Origin of the sequence: Hoeflea sp. TYP-13 (genome assembly GCF_040932035.1) — a bacterium.
Taxonomy (GTDB): Bacteria; Pseudomonadota; Alphaproteobacteria; order Rhizobiales; family Rhizobiaceae; genus Hoeflea_A.
The window spans coordinates 554,178-577,802 of record NZ_JBFRBB010000001.1; the positions used below are offsets into that span (position 1 = coordinate 554,178).

25 protein-coding genes are annotated in these 23,625 nt (G+C 58.0%); 11 read left to right on the forward strand and 14 right to left on the reverse strand.

What is annotated here, in order from left to right; translation table 11 throughout:
* Positions 1 to 7: 7 nt before the first annotated feature.
* Together ABVT35_RS02490 and ABVT35_RS02495 are read right to left on the reverse strand one after the other, a co-directional pair.
* Positions 8 to 505 (reverse strand): SRPBCC family protein, encoded by a 498-nt coding sequence (locus ABVT35_RS02490; protein ID WP_368464695.1) that lies wholly within the window; start codon positions 503 to 505, stop codon positions 8 to 10.
* Entirely contained in the window at positions 495 to 830 is a 336-nt protein-coding gene (locus ABVT35_RS02495) for an ArsR/SmtB family transcription factor (RefSeq protein WP_368464696.1), read from the reverse strand. The genes ABVT35_RS02490 and ABVT35_RS02495 overlap by 11 nt, the downstream gene beginning before the upstream one ends.
* 100 nt (positions 831 to 930) lie before the next feature.
* Between ABVT35_RS02495 and ABVT35_RS02500 the strand changes: the two genes are divergently transcribed.
* A complete protein-coding gene (locus ABVT35_RS02500; protein ID WP_368464697.1) occupies positions 931 to 1,509 on the forward strand; it encodes a dihydrofolate reductase family protein in 579 nt (192 codons plus the stop codon).
* Between the two features lie 41 nt (positions 1,510 to 1,550).
* Here ABVT35_RS02500 and ABVT35_RS02505 read toward each other — a convergent pair whose 3' ends face one another.
* The 4 genes from ABVT35_RS02505 to ABVT35_RS02520 are packed head-to-tail and all read right to left on the reverse strand — an operon-like array spanning position 1,551 to position 5,966.
* Positions 1,551 to 2,315 carry a cyclase family protein gene (locus ABVT35_RS02505; RefSeq protein WP_368464698.1) on the reverse strand — a complete coding sequence of 255 codons (765 nt, stop codon included), beginning with the start codon at positions 2,313 to 2,315 and terminating at the stop codon, positions 1,551 to 1,553.
* Positions 2,312 to 3,304, reverse strand: a complete 993-nt coding sequence (locus ABVT35_RS02510; RefSeq protein ID WP_368464699.1) for a fumarylacetoacetate hydrolase family protein — start codon at positions 3,302 to 3,304, stop codon at positions 2,312 to 2,314. Before ABVT35_RS02510 ends, ABVT35_RS02505 begins: the two co-directional genes overlap by 4 nt.
* 50 nt (positions 3,305 to 3,354) lie before the next feature.
* Positions 3,355 to 5,433, reverse strand: coding sequence for a hypothetical protein (locus tag ABVT35_RS02515; RefSeq protein ID WP_368464700.1), 2,079 nt, complete (start codon positions 5,431 to 5,433; stop codon positions 3,355 to 3,357).
* 2 nt (positions 5,434 to 5,435) lie between these two features.
* Positions 5,436 to 5,966 carry a hypothetical protein gene (locus ABVT35_RS02520; RefSeq protein WP_368464701.1) on the reverse strand — a complete coding sequence of 177 codons (531 nt, stop codon included), beginning with the start codon at positions 5,964 to 5,966 and terminating at the stop codon, positions 5,436 to 5,438.
* 259 nt (positions 5,967 to 6,225) lie between these two features.
* Between ABVT35_RS02520 and ABVT35_RS02525 the strand changes: the two genes are divergently transcribed.
* From ABVT35_RS02525 to ABVT35_RS02535, 3 genes are all read left to right on the forward strand, one after another.
* Positions 6,226 to 7,434 (forward strand): hydantoinase/carbamoylase family amidase, encoded by a 1,209-nt coding sequence (locus ABVT35_RS02525; protein WP_368464702.1) that lies wholly within the window; start codon positions 6,226 to 6,228, stop codon positions 7,432 to 7,434.
* A 112-nt stretch (positions 7,435 to 7,546) separates the two neighbouring features.
* Complete coding sequence (locus tag ABVT35_RS02530; protein ID WP_368464703.1) at positions 7,547 to 8,842, forward strand: sulfite oxidase; 1,296 nt, start codon at positions 7,547 to 7,549, stop codon at positions 8,840 to 8,842.
* A gap of 76 nt (positions 8,843 to 8,918) precedes the next feature.
* Complete coding sequence (locus tag ABVT35_RS02535; protein WP_368464704.1) at positions 8,919 to 9,605, forward strand: cytochrome c family protein; 687 nt, start codon at positions 8,919 to 8,921, stop codon at positions 9,603 to 9,605.
* A 12-nt stretch (positions 9,606 to 9,617) separates the two neighbouring features.
* On the opposite strand, the gene ABVT35_RS02540 is transcribed toward ABVT35_RS02535, so the two are convergent.
* The gene (locus ABVT35_RS02540; RefSeq protein WP_368464705.1) at positions 9,618 to 10,394 is read right to left on the reverse strand and encodes a hypothetical protein; all 777 of its coding nucleotides are present in this window, start codon (positions 10,392 to 10,394) and stop codon (positions 9,618 to 9,620) included.
* A 2-nt stretch (positions 10,395 to 10,396) separates the two neighbouring features.
* Positions 10,397 to 10,921, reverse strand: a complete 525-nt coding sequence (locus ABVT35_RS02545) for an RNA polymerase sigma factor (RefSeq protein ID WP_368464706.1) — start codon at positions 10,919 to 10,921, stop codon at positions 10,397 to 10,399.
* 178 nt (positions 10,922 to 11,099) lie between these two features.
* Between ABVT35_RS02545 and ABVT35_RS02550 the strand changes: the two genes are divergently transcribed.
* Positions 11,100 to 12,074 carry a diguanylate cyclase gene (locus tag ABVT35_RS02550; RefSeq protein WP_368464707.1) on the forward strand — a complete coding sequence of 325 codons (975 nt, stop codon included), beginning with the start codon at positions 11,100 to 11,102 and terminating at the stop codon, positions 12,072 to 12,074.
* A 24-nt stretch (positions 12,075 to 12,098) separates the two neighbouring features.
* Here the strand turns inward: ABVT35_RS02550 and ABVT35_RS02555 are convergent, their stop codons facing one another.
* Both ABVT35_RS02555 and ABVT35_RS02560 read right to left on the reverse strand, forming a co-directional pair.
* Entirely contained in the window at positions 12,099 to 13,001 is a 903-nt protein-coding gene (locus ABVT35_RS02555; protein WP_368464708.1) for a DUF1194 domain-containing protein, read from the reverse strand.
* Complete coding sequence (locus ABVT35_RS02560; RefSeq protein WP_368464709.1) at positions 12,998 to 14,527, reverse strand: ankyrin repeat domain-containing protein; 1,530 nt, start codon at positions 14,525 to 14,527, stop codon at positions 12,998 to 13,000. Before ABVT35_RS02560 ends, ABVT35_RS02555 begins: the two co-directional genes overlap by 4 nt.
* A 478-nt stretch (positions 14,528 to 15,005) precedes the next feature.
* On the opposite strand from ABVT35_RS02560, the gene ABVT35_RS02565 reads away from it, so the two are divergent.
* Together ABVT35_RS02565 and ABVT35_RS02570 are read left to right on the forward strand one after the other, a co-directional pair.
* Complete coding sequence (locus ABVT35_RS02565; protein ID WP_368464710.1) at positions 15,006 to 15,632, forward strand: NAD(P)H-dependent oxidoreductase; 627 nt, start codon at positions 15,006 to 15,008, stop codon at positions 15,630 to 15,632.
* Complete coding sequence (locus ABVT35_RS02570) at positions 15,629 to 17,518, forward strand: monovalent cation:proton antiporter-2 (CPA2) family protein (protein WP_368464711.1); 1,890 nt, start codon at positions 15,629 to 15,631, stop codon at positions 17,516 to 17,518. Before ABVT35_RS02565 ends, ABVT35_RS02570 begins: the two co-directional genes overlap by 4 nt.
* 8 nt (positions 17,519 to 17,526) lie before the next feature.
* Here ABVT35_RS02570 and ABVT35_RS02575 read toward each other — a convergent pair whose 3' ends face one another.
* From ABVT35_RS02575 to ABVT35_RS02585, 3 genes are all read right to left on the reverse strand, one after another.
* Positions 17,527 to 17,961, reverse strand: coding sequence for an SRPBCC family protein (locus ABVT35_RS02575; protein ID WP_368464712.1), 435 nt, complete (start codon positions 17,959 to 17,961; stop codon positions 17,527 to 17,529).
* Positions 17,962 to 18,343: 382 nt separating this feature from the next.
* Positions 18,344 to 19,183 carry a helix-turn-helix domain-containing protein gene (locus ABVT35_RS02580; RefSeq protein WP_368464713.1) on the reverse strand — a complete coding sequence of 280 codons (840 nt, stop codon included), beginning with the start codon at positions 19,181 to 19,183 and terminating at the stop codon, positions 18,344 to 18,346.
* Between the two features lie 44 nt (positions 19,184 to 19,227).
* On the reverse strand, positions 19,228 to 19,560 hold the full coding sequence (locus ABVT35_RS02585) for a winged helix-turn-helix transcriptional regulator (protein ID WP_368464714.1): 333 nt from the start codon (positions 19,558 to 19,560) through the stop codon (positions 19,228 to 19,230).
* A gap of 128 nt (positions 19,561 to 19,688) precedes the next feature.
* Between ABVT35_RS02585 and ABVT35_RS02590 the strand changes: the two genes are divergently transcribed.
* Positions 19,689 to 19,976: a putative quinol monooxygenase gene (locus ABVT35_RS02590; RefSeq protein WP_368464715.1), complete on the forward strand. Its 288-nt coding sequence runs from the start codon at positions 19,689 to 19,691 to the stop codon at positions 19,974 to 19,976.
* A 64-nt stretch (positions 19,977 to 20,040) separates the two neighbouring features.
* On the opposite strand, the gene ABVT35_RS02595 is transcribed toward ABVT35_RS02590, so the two are convergent.
* On the reverse strand, positions 20,041 to 20,988 hold the full coding sequence (locus tag ABVT35_RS02595) for a DMT family transporter (RefSeq protein WP_368464716.1): 948 nt from the start codon (positions 20,986 to 20,988) through the stop codon (positions 20,041 to 20,043).
* A gap of 109 nt (positions 20,989 to 21,097) precedes the next feature.
* Here ABVT35_RS02595 and ABVT35_RS02600 point away from each other — a divergent pair, with 109 nt between their 5' ends.
* From ABVT35_RS02600 to ABVT35_RS02610, 3 genes are all read left to right on the forward strand, one after another.
* Positions 21,098 to 22,015 carry a LysR substrate-binding domain-containing protein gene (locus tag ABVT35_RS02600; RefSeq protein ID WP_368464717.1) on the forward strand — a complete coding sequence of 306 codons (918 nt, stop codon included), beginning with the start codon at positions 21,098 to 21,100 and terminating at the stop codon, positions 22,013 to 22,015.
* A gap of 182 nt (positions 22,016 to 22,197) precedes the next feature.
* Positions 22,198 to 22,668: a DUF992 domain-containing protein gene (locus tag ABVT35_RS02605; protein ID WP_368464718.1), complete on the forward strand. Its 471-nt coding sequence runs from the start codon at positions 22,198 to 22,200 to the stop codon at positions 22,666 to 22,668.
* 295 nt (positions 22,669 to 22,963) lie between these two features.
* Positions 22,964 to 23,503 carry a peroxiredoxin gene (locus ABVT35_RS02610; RefSeq protein ID WP_368464719.1) on the forward strand — a complete coding sequence of 180 codons (540 nt, stop codon included), beginning with the start codon at positions 22,964 to 22,966 and terminating at the stop codon, positions 23,501 to 23,503.
* Positions 23,504 to 23,625 lie beyond the last annotated feature (122 nt).

Consider the following 23,625-nt stretch of genomic DNA (forward strand, 5'->3'; position numbering starts at 1 on the left):
CTGCTTGTCAAGGCTGCGGGGAGGGGCCGGTCCTCGCCAGCCATTGCGACAGCCGTGCGAATGACTCCACACCACCTTCTTCCGCGCCCCGTGCCTTCGCCCGATCGCGGGACGCTGACGACGCAAACAGCATTCGCAGAGTGACCAGCGTATGCGGATCCTGCCCATCGAATGTGACGATCATCCTGCAGGTCAGATGCCTGTCGCTCACATGGCCGCCCGTGTTGAAGAACACGAGACGCTTCGGCGGGTCAATTTCCTCGAACACGGCCCGGTTGGGATAGTCCGTGCCGTCCGGGCCGTGCAGGACATAGTCCCATACTCCGCCCACCTTCAGCTCCATCGCTCTGATTGTGAGGGAGAAACCCCTTGGCCCCCACCAGTGCACAAGCTGGTCAGGGTCTGTCCAGGCACGATAGACGATATCGACGGGTGCAGCGAATGCGCGTGAAAAGACCAGCTCATGGGCGCTTTCCGCGCTGCCGATCTTCACTTCAGTCACCATTGCGGTCTGCCTTGTCCGCAAGGAACGCGTCAAGCCGGTCGAAACTCTCGTCCCAATACCTCTGATATGGCTGAATAAGGGCGTAAACATCCTTCAGAGGTTCCGGCTGCAGGCGGCAGGGCCGCCGCTGCGCGTCCCGAAGACGCTCAATCAATCCCGCCCGTTCCAGAACCTTCAGATGTTTTGTAATCGCCGGTCCGGTCATGTCGAATGGTTCGGTCAGTTCCGACACCGTCAGCTCGCCGGATGTCAGCCTTGCCAGGATTGATCGCCTCGCCGGATGGGCAAGTGCGGAAAGAGTGAGACTCAATTTATCAGTGGACATTGTATATTACCATGTGGTTAGATAACTATATGGTAACATACAAATTCGAGCACGTTAAGCCGCTGCAACAGCGCGCGGCAAAAGAGTAGGACACAAAAACATGAGAGAACTGGCAATCCTGACATTTCTGACGCTTGACGGCGTAATGCAAGCGCCCTCGATGCCCGAAGAAGACCGTTCGGGAGATTTCGACAGGGGCGGCTGGGCCGCCCCCTACTGGGATGAAGTCATGGCGCAGGTGGGTCGTGAAGCAATGTCCACTCCCTACGACATGCTTTTCGGGAGAAAAACGTATGAACTGTTTGCGGGACACTGGCCGCGTGTCGACAACGATCCTGCCGCCGACGTGATGAACGCCGCGCGTAAATATGTTGTCTCGGGAGGCACACCGGATCTGAGCTGGAACAACTCGCACCTTGTCAGCGGCGACATTCCGGCCGAGATCGCTGCATTGAAGCAGCAGGACGGTCCTCTGCTGCAGGTACATGGCAGCGCGCAGCTTCTGCAGACCCTGCTGGCGCACGATCTTGTCGATGAATTCCGCCTGTGGAACTTTCCGGTGATTGCCGGCTCAGGCAAACGGCTGTTTGAAGCCGGCGCGGCACCAAATCGCCTCGCGCTGGTCAAGAGCGGACAATCTCCCAACGGCGTGGTCATGACGATCTACAGGAGAGGCTGACGCGTTGAACTTGAAGTTCCCGCAAGCGTCTGACGCCTGGATTACTCTTCCAGCAGCGCCACCACCCGTGCCGGTGCGGCCGATGCGCCGACCAACTTCAACGGAAAAACGCAGACCTTGAAGCCTTGCACGGGCAGGGCCGCCAGGTTGCAGAGCTGTTCCATGTGCCAGTAGGGCCGTTTCTGGCCCACCCGGTGGCCTTCCCAGAAAAGATCGTCGCGGTTTTCCGCCTTCGATTTGGCGATTTGATAATGAAACGGCAGGTCCCAGCCCCACTGGTCGATGCCCATGATGGTGACGCCCCTGTCGATCAGCCAGTCCGTCGCCTCGGCGCCCATGCCGGTGCCGCGCTTCCAGTATTCGCGCGTGCCGAGGAATTCGTCCCGGCCGGTGCGGATAAGCACAATGGTGCCGGGGCCGATCTCGGCACCGGATTTTTCCAGGGCCGCTTCCAGGTCCGCGGCCATGATCATCTCGCCGTCCTTCTTGTGGGTCATGTCGATGACGACGCCGGGGCCGATGCACTGATCGAGCGGTATTTCCTCGATCGTCTGCGCCGGTTTGCCGCCACTTTGCGGTCCGTAATGCCAGGGTGCGTCGATATGGGTCGTCGAATGAACGCCCATCTTGGTGATCGTGTCGTCCGCCCAGCCGGTGAAATCCTTCGGCATCAGCCGGAAAGGCAGGCCGAGAATGCGCACCAGGAAGCGGCCGATCCGATGCGGCTTGTGCTTGATCTTGACGCGCATGAAGACAGGGTCTTGCGCATTGTATTTTATGGGTTTCGACAGATCGACGACGTTCATTCGGGGTCCTTTTGTGCAATTGTATTCGACAGCGTGCCGATCCGGTTGATGCGAAGCTCGAGCCGGTCGCCCGGTTCAAGCCAGTGGCCGTTTTCCATGCCGCTGCCGCCCGGCAGCGTTCCGGTTCCGAATAGTTCGCCCGGGTGCAGCTGTTCGCCCATCGACGCGGCGGCGAGAACCTCGCCCATGGAATAGCGCATATGGGCCGAGCTGCAGTCGGCGACCGTCTCACCGTTGATGGATACCGACCCTTCGAGATTGTTGATCTCAGGCAGGATCTCGTCGGCCGTCGCGACAATTGACGACATGGCGTTGGTGAAATGCTTGGCCTTTTGCGGGCCGAAGCCGGAAGCCATTTCGTCGCGCTGCATGTCGCGGGCGCTGACATCGTTGAGGACGACGAAGCCGCCGATGGCCAGTTCCGCCGCTTCCGGCGTGGCGTTGTCGAGGGGATGTGCGAGAACCGCGCCCAGCTCCAGCTCGTAATCGAGCGCGTCCGTATAGGCCGGCCAGCGGATCGGGTCGCCGTCGGTCAGGAAATTCATGTGATTGCCGAAATAGTAGATCGGCCGCCTGTACCACAGCGGATGCGGGCGGAATTTCTTGAACGGCTTGCCGGTGATCTTTTCGACAATTGTCGCAAAACGGTAAGTGCCGGGCACGAACTTTTTCAAATATCCGCGCGTTGCGTTGATGACATGGTCTTCATAGAGCATGAAATCGCGAAACGAGGCAGGAGCAAAGGGAAGAAGCACCTCCTTGTCTTCCGGCGCCGTGTCCCCGACATTGGCAATCTCGGTTTCAAGTGCCGCCCAGCCTTCCTTTCCAAGCTGCAGCACTGCGATCATGTCGCGCGCCAAATCGCCCTCAACGCTGAAATCGCCGGCAAGGTCGTTTAGCCGGGCAACATCGCAAAGGCACACCCAGTTTTTAAAGTGCAGGGCTTCAATACCGGAACCGTCGTTGGTCCGAACCCGTCTCAGCTTCATTCGGTTACCCCTGCGGCTGGTACTGCTAATATATGGTCAATTAGCCGGCTTTATTGCAATAGGGACTTGGCATCGGGCCATGTGTCGAAATCGTCATACCAGACCTTGTTGTGCATGAAATCGTCGAAAGACCCGCCGCCGATTTTCGGGCCCGTTGTCTGGGTCAGTCTGGAAAATTCCTGCGCATAGCTGTCGAATTCGCCGTCCGGAACGGAAAACGCAACCGAAATCGGCTGGGTCTCGTCATGAATGCCCTTCAGTTCCTTGATCCTCAGTGAAATAGCCGAGGCGACACGCGGCATGAAATCGCGCGTCACATGATTTTCGATCTGCGTCCAGGCGGCAAGCCCGTCGAGTGTCCTGGGCAGCAACGTCTCGAGATACCGGAAACGTTGCGCAAGTTTCCTGCGGATATAGCGGTTGCGTTGCGTAACCAGCGCCCCCGCATCGGCTTCGGCGTGTTTTTGCAGAAGCTCGAAATCGCGCATGCGCATGGCGTTGCCGGCTTGCGGCGCAGGTTCCGCCAGCCCGTCGGTCACCAGGCCGAATTTCATTGCCTGGGGATCGTCGAGGCTGTCGAATATAAAGAACTGCTCCTCATGTTTCAGCGCCTGCTCAATGCCTTGAAGTTCCCAGGCGATCTGCCGCAGGTAAAGCGCGGCATTGCGGGCGGCCTCGATCTGCTTCGTATAGAAAGTCTCGCCGTGGAACGCCGGATTGCTCGTCCAGTAATCGTGCGGCGAGAGCGCCGACAGCTTCTGAAAGCTCTCCAGGCGCTTTTCCATGCATGCGGCCTGGGTTTCGAGCGCCCTGGCTGCACCCTCTTGAAAGGGTGTAAATCCGGCACGCAGTTTCTCAATGAATTCGACCGTTATGTCGTCGGCTGATTCCGGCAGGCTTTGGCTGAATTCGGCGGTCCGGAAACTGTCATCAAGAAAATTTCCGCAGGGACCGGCTCCGGTCGGGGCCGGCGGTGCCGTGATGATGGCGGCCCGGGCAAGTTCCGTATCCCCCGGAAAGACCAGCCGAGTCGCCAAAGCGATATTTTGGGGTGCCGGCCGCCTTTCTCCCTGAAATGCCAACGCATCCGAAAACGAGACGGAGCGGGATTGATCGACATTGCCGTAAAATATGAGTGCATCAGTGATAACAACGCTGCGTGTGCCGTTTCGACCGTGGTGGAATTCGAGTGTTTCCAAAACTGCAACTTCCCGCGTATGCGGTTCTTCGCCGCGAAATGTCAGCGCTTCGGATAGTTCGGTAATGCGGCTCGCAAAGCGCTTGCCGCTGAACACAAGGCCCTGAGAGAGTTCGATTGTGCGGGCCGCATAGGGCTCGCCGTGAAATTCCAGAGACTCTGCAAGGTCGATCGTTCTTTTCGGTCGGGGTTTGCCGCGGAACTGCAGCCCGTCATCGAATGCAATGGTCCTGGGATCAGTGGGCGGGCCATGAAACTCCAGTTTCATGTCGAATTCGATGGCTGCGATTGCTTGCGATGTCCCGTGGAAGGCAAGTTTTTCAGATAATTCGACCATCCGTGTTTCGCGGACGGCGCCCTGAAATGCCAGTTGCGCCGACATGGTTATGGCAGTGCCTTTACCGGACTGGCTTTGAAATTCCAGCGCCTCGGCAAAGATAATTCCCCTTGGCGGATCCGGTTCGTCGACAAACAGATATCTGACATTTTTCCAACCGTGAGGCTGGTCCGCGTCGTCATCGGCGCTGGTGATCGTGATGGCGCCCGGCTCCAGGGATGCCGAAAAGTCACCCGTCATCAGCCTTTTGCCGGAAGGTGCAAACAGCGCGCGCCACTTTCCGCTGACCGATCCGCAATCCGCGTCGATTACACCGTAAAAGACATAATGCGCCCCCGGGCCAAGGCTCTCAACCGCATGCAGATCCGTGTGTTCCGCCAGGAATGAATCGCCCGGCCGCGCAACCCCGCTGGCGGTTGTGAAAGACCATCGCGATTCAAAATTTCCGTTCTCGGTCCGGTAAAGGCCGCTCAGCCCGCCCAGCTCTGCGCAAAGATCCTGCGTCGCCGGGGACGGGCTTTGCTGAGCCCAGCCGGCGGCCGGAACTGCCAGAAACAGCGCTGACAGGAAGGACGCGAGAACCCGTCGGCCCATATTCACTCCGTGTCCGTGTCCGCTTCTGTGAGTGAATGCCTGATGAGCCCCAGGGCCTGGGTGCCTTTTTCGGTGCAGGCCGCGCGCAGCCATTCGACTTCATTTCTGCAGGCCTGCCGGTTCTGCCCGAATGGCGTTGTCGACCCGTAAAGGCTGGAATCGATCCGCTCCTCGCCCCGGTCCGTTTTCACGGTAAATGTCATTTCGCAGGCGATTTCGGTCGTATCGGCCGGATCCCAGTAGTCCCGCACAGTTAGATTAAGTTCTATGACATCGTCAAAATCGCCGGTTCCAAGATCGCCCGACGAGACAGTCGCGGGCGTTTCTTTCCCGCCGAACTGGTAATCCGCCGAGTAGGCTTCGCAATGAACATATGATCCGGTCACATCCTTGTGCAGATTATCGAAGCGCACCGGGACCTTTATGACGAAATCGGGCTGGTCTCCCGAGCCGGAGCTGTCCTGCCCGAAGGCGCTGGCGCCGTAAAATCCCGTGAATAATATTGCTAAAACAGTTACTAGGCGAAGTCGCATTGCAGAACTCCTCAGTCTGCGAAACCGGTGTCCGGGATCTGCGGGATGCATCTGCGCCGTCTGTCCAACAGTTTGCAATCATGCGCCGCCCCGGGTGGACTTTCTGTCCGGAAAAAAGTGTAGCGGCCCTTCAAACTGGCTGTCAATCAAGGCGCGGGGTCACAGGTCCTTTCATTGGATTTTATCTGTCAACAAAGTTACCGGGCTGAAATAAACTGGCAGAGAACCGCCGCGGTTAAACGCAATGGAAGAGGTTAACATGCCGCAAATTTCTATCAATTCCGGTCGTTTACTCGAAGATATGAGCCGGCTTCGCACATTCGGGGCATGTGGCACAGGTGTGGTCCGGCCGGCATTTTCAGAAGCGGATATCGCAGCGCGAAAATGGCTGGCAAACCGTATGAAGGAAGCCGGCTTAGAACCGGTGTTCGATCCGGCAGGAAACCTGTTTGGCCTGCCCGCGGGCGACCGGCCCTGCCTGTTGGTCGGTTCGCACACCGATTCACAGCCTGAAGGCGGCTGGCTCGATGGTGCATATGGTGTCATCGCCGGGCTTGAAACAGCCCGAACCTCCATCGAGGCCGGCGGCCCGCCCGTTGCCGTTGTCTCGTTCCAGGACGAAGAAGGCCGGTTCGGGGTTTTGACAGGAAGCCGCATATGGTCAAACGCGTTGTCGCTGGCGGAGGCTGACCGTCTGGCCGATGCGACAGGCCGGACATTTGGTGAAGTGCGACGCAGCATGGCGGATCTTTGCACGGGCGACTTCCTGCCTGCCGATCGGTTTTCAGGATTTATCGAAGCCCATATTGAACAGGGGCCGGTGCTGGACAGCGCAGGCGAGGTGGTCGGTGTGGTGGACGCTATCGTCGGTATTCGCAGTGAAAACCTCCGGTTCCGCGGCCAGCAGAACCATGCCGGCACGACACCGATGGCCATGCGCCGGGACGCGTTCCAGGGGCTCGTCGCCTTTACGGATGAACTGAACCGCCGGCTTGCCGAAATCGTCACGCCCGCGAGCGTATGGACAATCGGTCACGTTGCGGTTCACCCCAACGCCGCTTCTATCGTTCCGGGCGAGGTCGATTTCACTGTCCAGTGGCGCGATGGCGAGGACGCGCGGCTTGACCGCATGCGCGAGGTTATAATCGGTGCAGCCGAAAAGACTGCCCGCACGCGTGGTCTGGAACTGGAACGCTCGGCCTATATGGCGGTGCCGCCGACAGCGACTGACGACACATTGCGGGCCCGGCTCGAGGCGGCCGCCGAAAAGCTGGCATCCGGCAAATGGCGCAAAATGCCGTCGGGCGCACTCCACGACGCTGCCAACGTCTCGCGGCTGATGCCGGTCGCCATGCTTTTCGTTCCCTCGATAGGAGGCATCAGTCATGATTTTGCGGAAGATACGGCAGAGGAGCATCTTGTGCTTGGAGCAGGCGTGCTCGCCGAAGCGGTTTTCAAGAGCCAGTAAACCGGTCAGCGGCGCATCCGGAAAAGATTCTCAACGTCATCGCGGAATAATATCGGCCAAACAGACGTCTTTTATCCAATGCGACAACTGATCGCAGATGGAGGAGATACTGATGACTGACGAGAAGGACCATCCGAAAGGACTCTACGAATTCTTTGAAAAAGACCCGGAAAAGGCGGACCAGGAGTTTTTCGGCAGGAAGACAAATCGGGACCGGCGCGGATTTCTGAAGGGAGCGGGACTTGCGACCATGGGCGCAATGATCGGCACGGCAATACCGTTTCACAGAAACATGCCCGCCGGCTTCATTCCGGCTGCTTTCGCTGACCAGCATGCACTCACCGGCAAGGACGGGCTGACCCTGCTCAACGACCGTCCGGTCAATGCCGAAACACCGCCGCATCTGCTCGACGATCCGATCACACCTACAGCGCGACATTTCATCCGCAACAACGGCGTTCCACCGGAAGGCGTTGATGTGGAGAGTTGGACACTGACGGTCGACGGGCTCGTCGATAAGCCGATGAAAATGACGATCGCCGACCTGAAGAGCAATTTCGAAAACCATACAATGGCCCTGACGCTCGAATGCGGCGGCAACGGGCGTGCGGCCTTCGATCCGCCCGCAAAGGGCAATCAATGGACGCTCGGGGCCGTCGCCTGCTCGGAATGGACCGGTGTAAAGCTGAAAGATGTGCTCAATGCTGCGGGCGTGAAGGACAACGCCGTTTATACGGCCCATGTCGGCGCCGACAGCCACCTGTCGGGCAATCCCGACAAGTTGCCGATATCGCGCGGCATGCCGATCGCCAAGGCGATGACAGACAACATACTGATCGCATGGGCCCAGAATGGCGGACCGATCCACCCGAACAACGGAGCGCCGCTTCGCCTGGTCGTACCCGGCTGGCCGGGTTCGGTGTCGCACAAATGGCTGGAGCGTATTTACCTGCGCGACATCGTTCATGACGGGCCGAAAATGACAGGCACCTCCTATCGTGTGCCGAACCGGCCCGTTGCACCGGGCGAAAAGGTGGACAAGAAGGACTTTGTCATCATCGAGCGCATGCCGGTCAAATCGCTGATCACATCACCGCAAACGGGAAGCGGCTCAAGCAGGGAAGTGGAAGTGCGCGGCCACGCCTGGTCCGGTGACCGCAAGGTCGCAAGGGTCGATATTTCCCACGATTTCGGTGTCACCTGGCAGGAAGCCGAGCTTGATAACCCCGTCAATGACGGCGCCTGGCAGAACTGGCGGGCCAAGGTGGCCTTTCCGCAGGCCGGATATTACGAAGTCTGGGCAAGGGCAACGGACGATGCCGGAGAGCAGCAGCCTTTCGCCATCGCCTGGAATCCCAAAGGCTACCTCAACAACACCATGCACCGCGTCGCACTGACCGTGAACTGACGCCCGCATTGATGATTGACCTGAAGCGTGCGGCAGATAATTCTGCTGCACGCGGTCGAAATCCACGGAGAACACCATGCCACGTGTCTTCAGACAGCGCCTGCTGTTTGCCGCACTCCTTTCGCTCGTCGTCCTGCCGTCAAAGGCCGCAAATATCGACGCCGGGGAAAAACTCTTTAAACGCTGCGCCGCCTGCCACACGATCGAACAGGGCGGCTCGTCGAAAGTCGGCCCCAATCTGTGGGGAATCGTTGGTGCGCCCGTTGCCGCCAATGAGGCCTATGCCAGAAAATACTCCAAGGCGATGAAGGCCCATGGCGGCATCTGGTCGCCCGAGCGTCTCGATGCCTTCCTCAAGAAGCCCAAGGCCGAGGTGAAGAAAACCAAAATGGCCTTCGCCGGTCTTAAGAAGGATGCCGCCCGTGCCGACCTCATTGCATTTCTTAATGCACAAAGCGACGAGCCGTTGAGCCTCGAAGCGGCGAAGGACACAGCCGTCGAAACCGAAGAGCATGATGAAAGCGAGTTCGGCATACTGGTCACTGAGCGGGGCGCGGAGGAAACCTTCATCTACTGCACCGCCTGCCATTCCGAGCGGATCGTTGCCCAGCAGGGCCTCAGCAAAAAAGACTGGATAGAGCTGCTCGAGTGGATGGTCGATGAGCAGGAAATGGATGTCATTGAAGAGCCGGACTACACGCTGGTTGTCGAATACCTCGCAAAAAACTACGGCGTCGACCGCCCCAACTTTCCCAAAAACTAGATCGGGATAGGCTTATCCGAGCGAGCAGCGCGCCGCGTTCTCATAGCCTTCGGCTGTGGCGATGCGTGTCTGCCCGTCCGGGTCCGCCGAGATCTTGGTCAGCATCTCCACATAGTCGGCAATGGATCTGAAACGTTCCGCATCCATGCCTCCGGCAACGATGCTGATGTCCGTCGGTCCGGCCAGCCAGCGGCGGTAATTATCCGTTCCATCAGGTGTGGCGCCGCTTGAGGTCGTGTCGGTGCGTGCCCCGTACCAAAGGGTCAGGCGGCAGCCGCGCAGGCCGCGATAGTGAAAAACCGCCTGTCTTGCTTCCGCATCGAGTTCGACCACCCGGTGATCGACCAGATAGAGCCGCCAGGCCGTAAGATCTGGGATCGGCACGTCCGCGGACTGACCAAGGGACACAAACAGCGGCTGGTCGGTTTCGCCGACGACATATTCCTCGTTCGAAAGCAACTTGTGCCAGGCAACGATTCCTTGCGGCGCGGTCGCCGGCGCGCTCTGCAGCCACAAAGTCAGTGCGCCGGTAAAGACAATAGCTGCGACACCCGCGGCGACAGCCCATTTGCGAATTCCTGAATTGGCCGCGGAGTATTTCCTTTCAATCGCAATATCCGGCGCAAGGCTGGCAATCTTCTGCTTCACCGAAACGATTTCATCATAGGCGGCTTTGAGCTCAGGTTCACGCTGAATGCGTTCCTGCCATTCACGCGCCTGCACTTCGCTCAATTCGTCGTCGGCGAGAGCGTTGAGATATTCGCGATCCTTGTCTGACAGCTTGTTCAATTCTAGTTGTTCCTGCGATGTTTCAATGGACGTACTGACGTTTCGTTCAATAACCTGATCATTTCTGCCCGTGCCCGGCTTACTCTACTCATCACAGTTCCTTTTGCCACGCCAAGCGTTTCGGCTGCTTCATCATATTTAAAACCCATTACATCGACGAGAAACAGGATTTCGCGATGATCCGGGGAAAGCTGTTCGAATGCATTCCTGACGATCAACTGTTCGACGGCATCGAATGCCGAGTTGCCGCCTTCGTTTGATAGACGTTCCTGTTCGGCAGAATATTCCCGCCTAATTCTTTGTTTTCGCAGATTGTCTATGTGGAGATTGCGCAATGTCCTGAACGCATAGCGCTTTGCCATGGTGCTGTCTTGTGGACTGTCGGGCTTTTCATAGATCCGCGCCAGCGTTTCCTGTGCCAGGTCTTCCGCCGCATCGGCGTTGCGCGTCAGGGCCAGCGCGTAGGCTTTGAGTTCGCCTGCAAGCTTCGCAGCCGGGTCGCGTTTCCTGCGGAACCGTGAAATCAACCTTTATCCTCCCCATCAGGCTGTTGGCACTGACCCGGCAAGTTTATGCAATCCGGATACCGCGGTCCATTGTCCCGGCTGCGCCTTCGGACCGGAAAAAGCATTGGTGACCGTTTTTTAATCAACGCAGGTCAAAATAGGTCAACAGTCTAAAACTGGTATTTTGGGGGTAATACACATGCGCATCCGGGAACTTCTTGTTCAAAAGGTTCAAATCGAGCTGAAATCTGTTCAACCAAATCTTAGTTTGCTCGATGCTGCAGGTATTCTGAGCGCCAACAATATCGGTGCGCTTCCCGTTGTCGGAGATGCGGACAACATTATCGGGATCATATCCGAGCGTGACCTTATTCGCTCATTCGTTGAGTTTGAAGGTCAGTGCATGGACAAGCTCGTGTCCGATATCATGACAACATCGGTGATTACCTGCCGAACGGATGATCTGATGGACGATGTATATGAAATCATGAGCGCCAAAAAAGTTCGTCATATTCCGGTCGTTGAAAACGGAAAACTGCATGCAATGCTTAGTATCCGCGATTTTGAGATCGCTCACAAACGGCTGATTTCACAATCGTTGAGCGATGGCCTCACCGGACTGCACAATCATCATCATTTTCTGAATGTGCTGGATGGCGAATTCAACCGATTTCGCCGCTTCAGATCACCACTTTCGGTCGCGACAATCAAGGTCGACCGTATTGCGCAAATCAGGGAAGAAAAGGGTCATGCGGCGGGCGACGCGTTGCTCAAGAAGCTCGCTGAAATACTCGTTGAGCAGACCCGCGCCTATGACGGTATCGGTCGAACCGCCGATGACCGGTTTGCAATCGTCTTTCCCAATACGGATGCCAAAACGGCCATCCGCGCGTGTGAGCGGATTGTCGGCGCGGTAAACGCGCATTCCAAGGGCGCCGAATGGAGCACGATCAGTATCGGTCTCGCGCACGCCGACCACGAAAACGGTGACGGCATGAGCATATTGAACAAGGCCGATCAATTTGTTCAGGCAGCCGCCGCGGCCGGTGGTGATAGTATCGAGGCACCGGAAGCACATGAGCCGGAACAGCCGGATTCGGCAACGTCATTGTCGGCGAAAACCGGGTTCGGGACCCGAAATTCCGTAAAGGGAGATTGGCCCGGCGCGCATTGATCGCGAAGAAGGCCTGAAGATTTCCTAGGGATTCAGTTCGAATATCCGGTTCTGATCAATGAACATCTGCCAGATTTTCTCACCGATCAGGCAGTCGTAACCTGCTTCCGTCGCACCCGAAAATGCGGCTTTGAGAACGGGCGGAGGGGCCTTGCCGGCAAGCTCGAGAACCAGTTTTCTGCGCACCGCTTCAGGAAACTCGTCCCAGCTCGTAACCGGAATGACGAAGGAACCAGGCCCGCCGATCACGCAATATCGATAGTAATCGTCAAGGTCATCAAGGTGGAACTGGGAACCCAGCCCTTCGCGGGTCATCAGTGGCAGGCCGTTGATCGTGATGCCCAGGGAGAGGGCCCTGTCCCGGGCACCCGGGGCCGGGGGACCTGAATTGTTGGGGCCGTCGCCGGAAACATCGATCACTTTGCGCAATGCGGAGATTCCGTTGGTTTCGATCCTGTTGGTGGCATAGTTGATGGCGCCGGAAATAGAGGTCCTGCGCATAGCGCCGTCGAAATTCGAGGTTATTTCTGCGGCAAAGGCGGCGAGGTCGTGTTCGTTTTCGATAATCCGCCAGTCGACGATTGTGCGCTGATAGGCCCGGCCGCCCCATTCGACATAGGTGAGAGCGATTTTTCCGGTCAGGCCGCTCTTGACCGCTCGCGCGACCGCCTCGCTCCGCAGCGCTTCCGCATAGCCGCGGCGCTGGATCTGCAGTTCCCGGTCGGTCATCGACCGGGAGACATCGACCGCAATGACGAGTTCGACATCGACCTCATCATTGGCTGAGGACGGATCGGCGAGAAGCAGCAACACGATAGCCGCCACACAATACAGGCTGGTACGCAACATGGTGGCCATTTGCCGCCGTCCCAGTGCCCGGGCCGACAGTCGAGCCGCGGATATCGGAACATTCGTTGCGTTATTCATGTCGACCTGTCCTCAACGACCTGTGCCGGGTGCGATTGTGCCCAGCCTGCCAGGAATTCAGCCAGTCCCTCTGCGCCGCACAATTCGATCTCCGATCGGCGCAGCGTAGCCCCTTCTGCAAGAACCATCTGCGCACAGGCTGTGTGATTGCGCGTGTCTCTCGCCGGGCAGAACTCCGCCCCGTGAATAATCGTTCCCAAAAGGTCGCCGCCATAATCATTTTTGCGTGACAGGTCCGGATTGAAAGTCAGCAACCATTCGACGGCCTCCGCCTGCCCCTCCCATCCGGCAATGTGGATGGCGGGCATGCCCATCTCGTCGGTCCAGTTGGGATCGATGCCGAGGGCGCAGAGGTTTTTGACGTGATCGAGCCGCCCGGAACTGCTGATAACACGCCCCAGGATACGCCGGGCCTCGTCGGTGAGTTCGTTCGGATCGATCCGGCCGGATACCTTGCCGGCTGCCGCATCCGCAAGAAGCCTCTCCGCGCGGCTGAGCGCTGTTGCCTGTCCCGCCGATTCAAGGGCGTTTGCCACGGCATCGTTTCCGAACATGCGGGCAAGGGCATAGGCCGTATGACCCTGATAGGCGAGAGTCCCGTCCGCGCCGTGGGCAATCAGCAGTTCCGCAAGCTCGCTCGAACACATACGACGCGCCGCCTGATGCAGCGCGGGGACCGTCAACGCCGGCTGGCCCGAGGGGTGCGTGGCGATCCCCTCGTTCGGATCGGCACCCGCCGCGAGCAGCAGCCGCACTGCTCCAAGATCGTCGAAATCCATCGCCCTTGGCAGCGCGTTCGTTCCCGCCGGATCGGCGCCGTGTTTCAACAAAAGCTTCAGCCCGTCGTGATGGCCGAGTTCGGTCGAGTGGTAGAGCGATTCATTGTCGTTCGGATCGGCACCGTGTTCGAGCAGCCATTTTGCCAGCGCCGTATTGTCTGCATGTCCCAGCGCCCCGTAAAGCGCCGACAGGCGGTGCTCCGATCCCGGTTCGGCGGGGCAGCTGTCATTGACATCCGCGCCGTGTCGAACCAGTGCTTCGGCGATGGCGATCATATCGTCGCGCCTGTCCGGTACGGCATGGATGTGACGCGAAAAAGCCAGGTGCAGGATCGGACTTCGAACTCCGATCAGGCGGGTTGCCGATGCCGGATCGGCGGCCAGTGCCTTTTCAACTGCCGCCCGGTCGTACAGCGCGATTTGAAGCCCGGGATTGTCGCTGCCAAGATCCGGGTCTTCCTTCAAAAGCGCCTTTGTGACCCAGTGCTGCCCGTAGTAAAGGGCAATTCTCAACCGCTCTTCCCGCTGGGCGCGGTTCATGGCAGCCGTTTCGATCGCCAGTTTGAGACGTGGCCAGCTTTCATGACCGTTTTCGCGGGCGATCACATGCAGCGCATCGGCGTGTTTCAGTGTTTCCACCGTTGGAAATACCGCCTTGGCGCGGGCAAGGGCCTCGGCATCGCCTGCTGCGAAATCGCGTTTCAATTGCTTTGCCTGACGGCGCAGATAGTCGATTGAATTGGGCATCGGTTCCCTCGCAAACGCCCGCTGATCCGCCGTCCGGGCCCGAGATTACCGAAGGATAGTCAAGGACAAAGCGAGGTGCTGATACAGCTTTCCGCGGATCGGGACGCCGCCTCGAACGGCCCGGTCAGACTAGTTGAAATAGGTGGATTCGGCAAGAAATGTCACATCTTTGGGGGAGCGGGCGCCTGGTCTTAGGGCTGTGCAAGACCGCTCCCACAGGTCGCCCAACGTCATCAAGCATTGCTTCGGCGGCATGGTGTCCGCCCATCTTGACGGCGCGCAGCGCTAACGGGCAATCGGCCAGTCATGTCCGAGCGTCTTCATTCACCCGGCCTGCGTGATGCAAGGTGCAGCGGGCGTCCAGGCGTCCTCTTTGCAGCTGAATTCGTGTCGTCTTGAAGGGGCAGAAGTCTGACCTATCCTTGACAGGTGACTGCACTGCCCGGAAAGTCGGTCAAAATCAACGAGGGGAGGGAGCGTGACGCAGCAAAACCGCAAAATTCTCGTGCTGTTCGCCCATCCGGGCCAGCGCTATTCCAAGGTAAATGTCGAGTTGGCCGAAGCCGCCAGCAAAACACGGGGCGTCACGCTTGTTGATCTTTACGCCGAGTATCCCCGCTTCAAGATCGATATCGAGACGGAGCAGGAGCGGCTTCTGGAACATGATGTGATCGTCTTTCAGTTTCCGCTGTTCTGGTATTCGACGCCGGCGCTTTTGAAGGAATGGCAGGACCTGGTCCTCGAATACGGCTTTGCCTATGGCGAGGGCGGGGACAAGATCGCCGGTAAACTGTTTGTTCCGGTCATCACCACCGGCGGACCAGAGGATTTTTACCGGACCGGCGGCCGGAACAATTTTCATCTGCGCGAGTTCCTCGCGCCCCTTGAACAGACGGCCAACTTGTGCGGCTTGCGTTTCGTGCCGCCCTATACGCTTTTCGCGGCACTGAAGGCAGCTGGAGGGGAACGCATGGAAGAACATGTCAACGGCTATGAGCGGTTTTTAAAAGCGCTGCGCGATGATCGGCTGGACATGGATCTGGCCGCCTCAATGCCACTGCTATCAGCCCGGTCACTGCCGATCCTCGAAGAGGCCAAGTCATGACGGGATTGTTGTTTCAGGCCTTTGTCTATCTGTTGGCGGCCGTAATCGCGGTGCCCGTTGCAAAGCGCCTGGGTCTCGGATCGGTGCTTGGCTATCTCATCGCAGGCATTGTCATCGGTCCGGCACTCGGACTTGTCGGCTCGGAAACAAAGGGAATCCAGCACATTGCCGAATTCGGCGTTGTGATGATGTTATTTCTGGTCGGTTTGGAACTGGAGCCGCGCACCCTGTGGACCATGCGGCACCGGCTGCTGGGTCTCGGTGGATTGCAGGTCGGTGTCACGGCGTTGCTCGTCATGGCGGCAAGCATGGCGCTCGGTCAGCCCCTGAGCGTATCGCTTGCCATCGGACTTGTCTTTTCACTGTCGTCGACGGCGATAGTCCTTCAGACACTGAACGAAAAGGGACTGATGAAGAGCGACGGCGGCCAGTCGGGATTTTCGGTGCTGCTGTTTCAGGATATCGCCGTCATTCCCATGCTGGCGCTGATCCCGCTCCTGGCATTGCCCGAACTCGTCCAGCACGCCGCCGAAGGCCACACCGGCGGTGATCATGGCGCCGAACTCAGCCTCATCGAGGGGCTGGCGGGCTGGCAGGTCGCCATCGTCAATATAGGCGCCGTTGCCGCCATGGTTGCCGGCGGCCATTACCTGTCGCGCCCGCTCTTCCGGTTCATCGCAGCGGCAAAGCTGCGCGAAATTTTCACCGCCGCGGCGCTGCTGCTGGTCGTCGCCATCGCCTTTTTGATGACGCTGGTCGGCCTGTCGCCGGCGCTCGGCACATTCCTTGCTGGCGTCGTGCTTGCCAACAGCGAATTTCGTCATGAGCTCGAAAGCGATATCGAGCCGTTCAAGGGTCTTTTGCTCGGGCTTTTCTTTATTACCGTCGGCGCCGGCATCGATTTTTCGCTGCTCTATGAAAATATCGGCACGGTGCTCGCTCTGACCATCGGCCTGATGGTGTTGAAGGCGGCTGTACTGCTGACCCTGTCGTATATCTTCAGACTGCGCGGAGCCGATCGCTGGCTCTTTACGCTTGCACTTGCGCAAGCCGGAGAGTTCGGGTTCGTGCTTTTGTCGTTCACTGTGCAGAACGCGGTTATTCCGACGGAACTCGCAAATCTTCTGCTGCTGGTCGTCGCACTGTCAATGTTGTTGACCCCGGCACTGTTTATCCTGTTCGACCGCGTGGTGCTGCCGCGCATGGATGAGGATCAGGGCAGGGGCGCCGACGAGATCACGGAAAAGGGGTCCGCGATCATTGCCGGCATGGGCCGGTTCGGGCAGGTCGTCAACCGGGTGCTGAAAGGCAACGGATACAAGACCGTGGTTCTCGACGTCAGTGCAGACATGGTCGACGGCTTCAACAGGTTCGGCATCAGGACATTCTACGGTGATGCATCGCGGCCCGACCTTCTCAACTCGGCCGGCCTTGGCGAGGCAAGCCTTCTGGTGGTGGCGATTGACGACATGGAGCGGGCGGTTGAGATCGTCAAACACGCCCGCCGCGAGCGCCCCGATCTGCACATCATTGCCCGCGCCCGCAACCGGCACTTCGTCTACGAGCTGTACAAGGCAGGAGCCGATGACATTGTGCGCGAGACATTCGACAGCGCGGTGCGGGCATCGCGTTATGCCCTGGAAGCCTACGGCATGCATCCGCACGAGGCCGAGAAGCTGGTGACCGTATTTGTCGATCACGACAAAAGCGCCATCCGGCGGCTCGCGCGGCTGTACGATCCCGAAATTCCGCCGTTTGAAAACGAGCCCTATATGAAACTCGCCCGCGAAATCGACAAGGAGATGGAAGATACGCTGTCAGACCGGGGTTCGGCGCACGACGCGGTCAAGCGCGCATGGCTGCCGCCCGGCAGCAAGCCGGAATAGCGGCATTGTCAGCCGGGTTCGTCCTGGACGAGTTCCTTCAGCAATTTCAGCTGAGTACCATCGGTCTTGCGTATCAATGGTCCGAGCAGCGGCATGAAAATCGCCATCCAGCCGCTCGCGACGCACGCGGCATTTAAAACAATTCTGGTGGGAGGCTGGCCGTTTTTACCGGGCGTCAGAGCATAGCGGTACGTGGCCGTGACCGGACCTTGAGTGGAGATCAGTGTCATTCTCCGCGACGGTTCGAACTCGCTGACGCGTGTCGTGCGTTCAGCTCCGCGCGCAACAAACAACAATGTGCTGCCTTCCCCTATCGCCTTTCCGTCAGCGGTGCGCATATGCTCAATACCGCTCATCCAGCGAGGCATCCGCGCCGTGTCGGTCATACATTGCCAGACTGCATCGGCAGGCGCGTCGACGGATTCTTCCACTTCGAAAATCAAGAGTTTTGTTCCCGTTGAATTGGGGTGAAGTCTAGCCGCTGGATATTGCTGATAATTGTAAAAATATGACCCGCAAGGGGCTTAGAGCGTTTCTTGTTCATACGGGATCATTTGATGGCGGAAAATCGGTTCACTCGGCTAGGCGCGTCGCGCAGCGCGATGTGGTACATCGGGCAAGCGGTGCAACGACGCCGATGGGCCGATTTTCTCCACCGTTGAGAGGAAAGAAGATGTTGAAACCCAACGTTGAATGGGCCGGGCGATTTTGCCCGCTGACCGTGTTGGCTTGCGCTTGTGGTGGGTTGGCACCACGGCGCACAACCCGCCTTGTCAGCGACCAAAATCGCCTCGGTCAAATGATCCCGTATGAACAAGAAACGCTCTAGTCATTCGGAACGAAGCTCACATTCTCGCCTTTTGCAATGTCCGGCCATTGCCGGCTCCGTTCAGCGCTGTAGCGACGCGGGCTCAGGCCGGAAAATGTCCTGAATTCGCGATTGAAATGCGGCTGGTCGAAAAACCCGAAGCGGTGCGCAAGTTCGGTCCAGGCAATTGGATGGGCCGGCTCAATTGCTTCCAGAAGCGCCTGCAGGCGGCAAATGCGGCCAAGCACCTTCGGGCTCACGCCGACGGCGGTCTTGAAGCGCTGGTTTACATATCGGGCGCTGCGTCCGGTCTGAAGATAAGCCTCATCCATGCGCAAGGCTCCCCGGGAGGATACGATACGATCGCAAAAACGCATGAGCCAGTCAGGTGTGTTGGCGGACAACCGACCTGCAAGCCGTTTGTGCAATGCATTATGGGCAGACCCGGCAGATGCATCGGGATAGAGCGCTTCGAGACCGGAAACAAAATCCTGCGGAAGATGAAGGCGCGCATCGACGGTCACATCCTTGAGCAGGCGCATATCAAGCCCGAACAGCGCGTGCAGCCCAAGCGGCTCGAACAACAGGCCGAGCACATGTGTTTCTCCCAGCGGCATATTGTAAACCGGCGATGTCTGGATGCCATGCAGCCAGCTGTGGTCGAAAAGCGGATTGGTGTCGGCATCCGGCGATTTGCCGAGGCGATGCGGTTCGCCAAGCGTGAATATGGCTACCGCAAGGCCATTTGGCAGGATCTTGTCGAACCGGTAGGGGATCTGCCCGCGCGCAAAAAAGGAAGACCGCAACAACTGCCTGAGCGCGGGCGGAGGTTGAAATTCAACAAACTCGAAGCTCAATTTTCCACTCCTGCAGACGGCAATCGGAAATAGGCAGCCATGCGTTACGGAAGTTTGTGTGTTTCACCCCAGGATTTGAGCGCCTCGATGATTGGGGCAAGCGTGCGCCCCTTGTCGGACAGCGAATACTCGACCCGTGGCGGCACCACCGCGTAGACCTTGCGTTCGATCAGGCCGTCCGCCTCAAGTTCGCGCAGTTGTTTTGTCAGCATGCGTTGCGTGACGTCACCGACATTGCGCTTCAATTCGTTGAAACGTTTGGTGCCGTCAAAGAGGTGATAGAGGATCACGCCCTTCCATTTGCCGCCAATGAGCTCCAATGTGGCTTCGACGGGGCACCCGTCTGAACAATCATATCGTTCGAAACGCTTTTCCATCCTGTTGTAATATAGCCTCTATACGGATTTTAAGTACCTTTTTTGTACCTATATCACATTGTTGTGCGTACTTGCCAATCATAAACCAAATGATCATTTTCGCGCCAACGCAATTGGAGATAATGAAAATGGCATTGACCATCGTAGCGAATATTCATGCAAAGCCTGAAAAGAGAGAACTTGTAAAGTCGGAGCTGGAAAAGCTCATTGCCATAACCCGTTCCGAGGAGGGGTGCATCCAGTACGACCTTCATCAGGACAATGAGGATCCCGATCACTTCATGTTCTACGAAAACTGGCAGAGCCGGGACCTGTGGCAGATGCACATGAATGCGCCGCACCTTGCCGCCTACATGGAAGCCACTGACGGCGCCGTCGCCAATTTTACACTCAACGAGATGGAGCGTATCGGCTGATATCTGAACGACGGTGTGGACGCCGCTACGGCGTCCACATAGTCAGTTTGAGCGGGCTTCCGGGTCAGCGCCATGGCAGATTCAGATGACCGTTTGTCACCGCAAGGCCCAAAAACAGAACGGCAATCGAGACAAACAGCAGCGGGCTCAAAGGTTCCGCGAATAAAACCGCACCAGCGGCGATGCCCGACAGCGTGGCGAAATAGCCAACCTGGCTGAAACCGACACCGTCCGTGGTTCGCTGTACCGCAAAGGTCAGTATATAGCCGATGGCAGTCAGCGCTCCGATGATCAGGACGGCCGCCTCGACCGTACCTGCAATATCAACCGGCGAGAACGAATAGCCGCGATAGATCAACACCGGCCAGACAAGCAGCATTTGCGATCCGAGCATGCCGGTGGCGAGCGCCAGCGGGTCCGCTCCCTTGGGATAGGCCCGGTTGCGGTAGATATTGCCGCTGGCGAGCAGCAGAGGCGCGCCGAGCGCGGCGATTACCCAGACATAGCCGCTGTTGCCGGCATCGAAACTGCTCAGTGTCGCCATGCTTATGCCGATCAGGCCAAGCAGAATTCCTGCGAGCCTGTAAAGCGGCAGGAGCTGGCGGTCAACGACGGACACCATCATGAAAGTCGCGAGCGGCGACAGTGTAATCAGCGTCGTGAACAGCCCGGCCGGAATATGCTTGAGCACCACATAGGCAATCAACTGCGGTCCGCTGACACCAAGCAGGCCACTGATGATGTAATAGCGCAGATATTGCGGCGACAGGTCCAGCCGCTTTCCCCGCACGACCATGGCTGCGAGCAGGATGATCGTTGCGCCGAAAAGCTGCCAGAAGAGCGCTGCGAATGGAGGAATGCCATTGGCGACGGCAAATTTGGCCAGCGTGTAGCTGACGCCGACAATCGCTCCGATGGCAATGATTGAAACTGTCGGGCTCTGTAGAAATTGGCGCCCGGCTGAGGGTCTGTGGGTGAGTGGTAATGGCCGTTCGGTCAGTATCTGTCCCATCGTCTATATTCCTTTGTGAAGACAGGACAGATGTAATTCGTTTCCAATTCGATTATAATTACGAAATTGGGAAACAAATAGGTGAAAAAATCTCATCAATGAGGCTGTCATGGAAGGGATGGGCGATATTCCGGTCTTGGTTGCGGTTGCCGAAAACGGTGGCTTTGCCGCAGCCGCCAGGAAATTGGGCGTGTCAAAATCGGCTGTCAGCAAGCGCATAACGCAACTCGAGCTGCGCCTTGGCGCGCAGCTGTTTCACCGGACCACGCGGCGCATCAGCCTGACGGAGGCCGGTGAGCGATACCTGGTGCATGCAACGGAGGCGGTATACGCGGCGAGACAGGCCGAAGATGCGGTTTCCGCCCTTCAAGGCGCGCCGCAGGGCAGGCTCCGGGTCAATACGCCGATGTCTTTTGGCAGGCTGCACGTCGCGCCGCTGATTGCCGGTTTTCTTGAACGCTATCCGCAAATCAGGATCGACCTTGTCATGGATGACCGCACCGTTGATCTCATAGAAGACGGCTTCGATGTCGCGATCACGGGCAGGGCACTGAAGGAATCTTCCATGATCGCCCGCAGACTGGCGCCGCTCCATAGCGTCCTGTGCGCATCTCCCGGCTATATTTCCTCGCATGGAAAGCCGGTTCACCCTGACGATCTCACGCGGCACAATTGCCTGCATTTTGCCTATTCAACGGATTTTCAGGAGTGGAACTTTACCGGACCGGACGGTTCGGTGCGGGTTCATTCCAGCGGCAACTATCAGGCCAACAACAGCGAAGCGCTGCGCGAAGCGTTGATCGGCGGCTGCGGCATCGCCCGTCTTCCAACCTTCATCGCCGGCCCGGACATAGCAGCCGGCCGGCTTGTCCATCTGTTGCGTGAATATCGCCTGCCATCGCAGGCGCTATATGCGGTCTTTCCAGAGCGCCGCTACATGCCTGCCAAGGTGCGGGCGTTCATCGATTTCGCCGTAGAGCGTTTCGGCGCGGACATACCCTATTGGGACCGGGGTATCTGGGACTGAGCGGGATGAATCCTTAATGGCCTCAGTTTCGGTTTGACCGCAGGCATTGAAACGATCGCCGGCCAATCATATGTGCATGGTTCGATCGTAGCTCCGGACATTGGCCGTGATTGCCCGGTCTCCGCCTTAATTTCACTACAGCTTTCTGTTTTTGCTCGATAAAGACCAAAGGAGCATTTCTAATGAAAACACTTGTATCGACGTTACTCCTGGCAGCCACTCTCGGTGTTGCCGCGGCCCCGGCTTCTGCCGAATCGGTCAAGCTCGGTCAACTCGCCTGCTCGATTGAAGGCGCCGGCGGAAACATCATCGTCTCGGATAAAACGCTGGGTTGCCAGTTCACCTCCGTTAACGGAGCCACGGAGCTTTATGACGGCAAGATCGAGAAGTTCGGGCTGGACCTCGGCAAAACCGATATATCCGAGCTTGTCTGGGTCGTACTGGCCCCCAGCAAGAACGTTCCGAAAGGTGCACTTGCAGGAACTTACGTAGGAGCGAGCGCCGAAGCCACTGTCGGTGTCGGTGCCGGCGCCAACGTGCTGGTCGGGGGATTTGAGAAATCGATTTCGCTTCAACCGGTCAATCTGCAGATACAAACCGGTTTGAATATCGCAGCCGGTCTTTCGAAATTCACGCTGACGGCCGCAAACTGAGCTAGCGATATTAATTGAAGCGAACACGCCGCTCGGGAGCTGATTTTCCGGGCGGTGGCTTTGGCGCATCCGTAGCCAAGCACATATTATTTAGCCGGGTGCGACAGGCTGCCGCAACGCTTTCCATAGATTGGTCGCGTCCCGGTCTGGACATTGGCCCGGCAATCATTAGGTGTTCTACCGTGCAGTGCATTTGTGCTGCCTTCCCGATTTATCCACGAGACAGCGCCTGGCTGAATATTGATCCGGTATGGCCGCTGCCCGCCCGCAATTTGCGTCTTTGAAGGAGTATCAGATGATCGGCAAATCCGTTCCGCAGGTTACATTCCGCACCCGGGTTCGTGACGAATCCATTGAAGGCCCCAATCCGTTCCGTTGGGAAAACAAAACCTCTGACGATTATTTCGCCGGCAAGCGCGTCGTTCTGTTTTCTTTGCCGGGTGCCTTCACACCCACCTGCTCGACCTTCCAGCTTCCCGATTTCGAGAAGCTCTTCGAGGAGTTCAAGGCCCAGGGCATCGATGAGATCTATTGCGTTTCGGTCAATGACGCATTTGTCATGAACGCCTGGGGCAAGTCCCAGGGTGTCAATAACGTCAAGCTCATTCCCGATGGTTCCGGTGAATTCACCCGCAAGATGGGCATGCTTGTTGCCAAGGACAATCTCGGCTTCGGCATGCGTTCCTGGCGCTATGGAGCGGTCATCAATGACGGCGTGATCGAGAAATGGTTCGAAGAAGCCGGTTTCGAAGACAATTGCGAAAGCGATCCCTACGGTGAATCCTCGCCGCAGAACATTCTAGAAGCGCTCAAGGCGGAAAAAACCGCCGCCTGATCGGGAGAATATTCCCGGACGCTCAGCGCCGCCGATCTTACGAAACCCCGGACTTGGTCCGGGGTTTTTTATGTTCTGGCTCTGGGCCCGGGAGTGCCGATTTTGCCGGCCGCACACTGGCC

Coding starts and splice junctions, on each gene's coding strand:
- ABVT35_RS02500 (WP_368464697.1), top strand. CDS start 931: ATGAGAGAACTGGCAATCCTGACATTTCTGACGCTTGACGGCGTAATG.
- ABVT35_RS02530 (WP_368464703.1), top strand. CDS start 7,547: ATGACTGACGAGAAGGACCATCCGAAAGGACTCTACGAATTCTTTGAA.
- ABVT35_RS02505 (WP_368464698.1), bottom strand. CDS start 2,315: ATGAACGTCGTCGATCTGTCGAAACCCATAAAATACAATGCGCAAGAC.
- ABVT35_RS02595 (WP_368464716.1), bottom strand. CDS start 20,988: ATGGGACAGATACTGACCGAACGGCCATTACCACTCACCCACAGACCC.
- ABVT35_RS02560 (WP_368464709.1), bottom strand. CDS start 14,527: ATGCCCAATTCAATCGACTATCTGCGCCGTCAGGCAAAGCAATTGAAA.
- ABVT35_RS02490 (WP_368464695.1), bottom strand. CDS start 505: ATGGTGACTGAAGTGAAGATCGGCAGCGCGGAAAGCGCCCATGAGCTG.
- ABVT35_RS02510 (WP_368464699.1), bottom strand. CDS start 3,304: ATGAAGCTGAGACGGGTTCGGACCAACGACGGTTCCGGTATTGAAGCC.
- ABVT35_RS02610 (WP_368464719.1), top strand. CDS start 22,964: ATGATCGGCAAATCCGTTCCGCAGGTTACATTCCGCACCCGGGTTCGT.
- ABVT35_RS02520 (WP_368464701.1), bottom strand. CDS start 5,966: ATGCGACTTCGCCTAGTAACTGTTTTAGCAATATTATTCACGGGATTT.
- ABVT35_RS02550 (WP_368464707.1), top strand. CDS start 11,100: ATGCGCATCCGGGAACTTCTTGTTCAAAAGGTTCAAATCGAGCTGAAA.
- ABVT35_RS02525 (WP_368464702.1), top strand. CDS start 6,226: ATGCCGCAAATTTCTATCAATTCCGGTCGTTTACTCGAAGATATGAGC.
- ABVT35_RS02605 (WP_368464718.1), top strand. CDS start 22,198: ATGAAAACACTTGTATCGACGTTACTCCTGGCAGCCACTCTCGGTGTT.
- ABVT35_RS02585 (WP_368464714.1), bottom strand. CDS start 19,560: ATGGAAAAGCGTTTCGAACGATATGATTGTTCAGACGGGTGCCCCGTC.
- ABVT35_RS02515 (WP_368464700.1), bottom strand. CDS start 5,433: ATGGGCCGACGGGTTCTCGCGTCCTTCCTGTCAGCGCTGTTTCTGGCA.
- ABVT35_RS02570 (WP_368464711.1), top strand. CDS start 15,629: ATGACGGGATTGTTGTTTCAGGCCTTTGTCTATCTGTTGGCGGCCGTA.
- ABVT35_RS02535 (WP_368464704.1), top strand. CDS start 8,919: ATGCCACGTGTCTTCAGACAGCGCCTGCTGTTTGCCGCACTCCTTTCG.
- ABVT35_RS02590 (WP_368464715.1), top strand. CDS start 19,689: ATGGCATTGACCATCGTAGCGAATATTCATGCAAAGCCTGAAAAGAGA.
- ABVT35_RS02600 (WP_368464717.1), top strand. CDS start 21,098: ATGGAAGGGATGGGCGATATTCCGGTCTTGGTTGCGGTTGCCGAAAAC.
- ABVT35_RS02555 (WP_368464708.1), bottom strand. CDS start 13,001: ATGAATAACGCAACGAATGTTCCGATATCCGCGGCTCGACTGTCGGCC.
- ABVT35_RS02495 (WP_368464696.1), bottom strand. CDS start 830: ATGTCCACTGATAAATTGAGTCTCACTCTTTCCGCACTTGCCCATCCG.